At 49.2% G+C, this 3074-nt stretch carries 1 rRNA gene; it reads right to left on the reverse strand.

Annotation, left to right across the window (positions count from 1 at the left end):
- Positions 1 to 48: 48 nt before the first annotated feature.
- Positions 49 to 2966 (reverse strand): 23S ribosomal RNA (locus tag WKT09_RS13530).
- Positions 2967 to 3074: the final 108 nt, after the last annotated feature.

The raw sequence follows: 3074 nt of genomic DNA on the forward strand, positions 1-3074 counted from the left end.
TTATACCATCAAAACTAAATAAGAACTCAAATCAACTTGACTTAAAACTTAGTTAAGTCCTCGATCTATTAGTATTCGTCAGCTCCACGTATCACTACGCTTCCACCCCGAACCTATCAACCTTATCGTCTCGTAAGGGATCTTACTCATTTAAAATGATGGGAAGTCTCATCTTGAGGCGGGCTTCGTGCTTAGATGCTTTCAGCACTTATCCTTGCCACACGTAGCTACCCAGCTATGCTCCTGGCGGAACAACTGGTACACCAGTGGTGTGTCCATCCCGGTCCTCTCGTACTAAGGACAGCTCCTCTCAAACTTCCAACGCCCACGACGGATAGGGACCGAACTGTCTCACGACGTTCTGAACCCAGCTCGCGTACCGCTTTAATGGGCGAACAGCCCAACCCTTGGGACCGACTCCAGCCCCAGGATGCGATGAGCCGACATCGAGGTGCCAAACCTCCCCGTCGATGTGAACTCTTGGGGGAGATAAGCCTGTTATCCCCGGGGTAGCTTTTATCCGTTGAGCGATGGCCCTTCCATGCGGAACCACCGGATCACTAAGTCCGACTTTCGTCCCTGCTCGACTTGTAAGTCTCGCAGTCAAGCTCCCTTCTGCCTTTACACTCGATGAATGATTTCCAACCATTCTGAGGGAACCTTTGAGCGCCTCCGTTACTCTTTGGGAGGCGACCGCCCCAGTCAAACTGCCTATCTGACACTGTCTCCGAACCGGATCACGGTCCTGGGTTAGAATGTTCATACAACAAGGGTAGTATCCCACCAGTGCCTCCACGTAAGCTAGCGCTCACGCTTCTAAGGCTCCTACCTATCCTGTACAAGTTGCACAAACATTCAATATCAGACTACAGTAAAGCTCCACGGGGTCTTTCCGTCCTGTCGCGGGTAACGCGCATCTTCACGCGTAGTATAATTTCACCGGGTCTCTCGTTGAGACAGTGCCCAAGTCGTTGCACCTTTCGTGCGGGTCGGAACTTACCCGACAAGGAATTTCGCTACCTTAGGACCGTTATAGTTACGGCCGCCGTTTACTGGGGCTTCGGTTCAATGCTTCGGCTTACGCCTAACACATCCCCTTAACCTTCCAGCACCGGGCAGGTGTCAGCCCCTATACATCGCCTTGCGGCTTAGCAGAGACCTATGTTTTTGATAAACAGTCGCTTGGGCCTGTTCACTGCGGCTCCTCTAAGAGGAGCACCCCTTCTCCCGAAGTTACGGGGTCATTTTGCCTAGTTCCTTAACGAGAGTTCTCCCGCTCACCTTAGAATACTCTTCTTGCCCACCTGTGTCGGTTATCGGTACAGGCACCTGTAATCTAACTAGAGGTTTTTCTTGGCAGTGTGGAATCAGGAACTTCATTACTAAATGAACTCCCCATCACAGCTCGAGATTGTTAGACGGATTTGCCTATCTAACTCCCTAACTGCTTGGACGCACATCCATCTGTGCGATTCCTTATCCTCCTGCGTCGCCCCATCGCTCAAACAATTACGAGGTGGTACAGGAATATCAACCTGTTGTCCATCGCCTACGCCTTTCGGCCTCAGCTTAGGTCCTGACTAACCCTGAGAGGACGAGCCTTCCTCAGGAAACCTTAGGCTTTCGGTGAAAGAGATTCTCACTCTTTTTTCGTTACTCATACCGGCATTCTCACTTCTACACACTCCACCAGTCCTCACGATCTGACTTCACAGCGAGTAGAACGCTCTCCTACCACTGTACCAACGGTACAATCCACAGTTTCGGTGATACGCTTAGCCCCGGTACATTTTCGGCGCAAAGTCACTCGACCAGTGAGCTATTACGCACTCTTTAAATGGTGGCTGCTTCTAAGCCAACATCCTGGTTGTCTAAGCAACTTCACATCCTTTTCCACTTAGCGTATACTTAGGGACCTTAACTGGTGGTCTGGGTTGTTTCCCTCTCGACAATGAATCTTATCACCCACTGTCTGACTCCCAAGTAAAAGTATTTGGCATTCGGAGTTTGACTGAATTCGGTAACCCGATGAGGGCCCCTAGTCCAATCAGTGCTCTACCTCCAATACTCTAAAACTTGAGGCTAGCCCAAAAGCTATTTCGGAGAGAACCAGCTATCTCCGTGTTCGATTGGCTTTTCACCCCTACCCACACCTCATCCCCGCATTTTTCAACATACGTGGGTTCGGGCCTCCAGTCAGTGTTACCTGACCTTCACCCTGGACATGGGTAGATCACACGGTTTCGGGTCTACGACTACATACTAAAACGCCCATTTCAGACTCGCTTTCGCTGCGGCTCCACGGAAAACCCGCTTAACCTTGCATGTAATCGTAACTCGCCGGTCCATTCTGCAAGAGGTACGCCGTCACACATTAACGTGCTCCGACTACTTGTAAGCACACGGTTTCAGGTACTATTTCACTCCCCTCCCGGGGTGCTTTTCACCTTTCCCTCACGGTACTGGTTCACTATCGGTCACTAGGGAGTATTTAGCCTTGGGAGATGGTCCTCCCGGATTCCGACGGAATTTCACGTGTTCCGCCGTACTCAGGATCCACTTCGGAGAAAATGTACTTTCGATTACAGGGCTGTTACCTTCTTCGGCTGACCTTTCCAGATCGATTCGTCTAATACATTTCTTTGTAACTCCATGTGAAGTGTCCTACAACCCCAGTAGGTAAACCTACTGGTTTGGGCTGATTCCAGTTCGCTCGCCGCTACTATGGAAATCGCATTTGCTTTCTCTTCCTCTGGGTACTAAGATGTTTCAGTTCCCCAGGTATGCCACAACTATTCTATGTATTCAAATAGCTGCACTATTCCATTACGAATAGTAGGTTTCCCCATTCGGAAATCTCCGGATCAAAGCTTACTTACAGCTCCCCGAAGCATATCGGCGTTAGTCCCGTCCTTCATCGGCTCCTAGTGCCAAGGCATCCACCGTGCGCCCTTGTTCACTTAACTAATTTACTAAATATAATTTGAATCATTTTAAAATGATTTGATGTCGTTGATTATCTTGCTCTTATTTAGTTTTCAAGGTACAAAAAATATCTTACTACTTTCTCACTT

The organism is Pseudogracilibacillus sp. ICA-222130 (assembly GCF_037892545.1).
Classification (GTDB): domain Bacteria; phylum Bacillota; class Bacilli; order Bacillales; family Amphibacillaceae; genus Pseudogracilibacillus.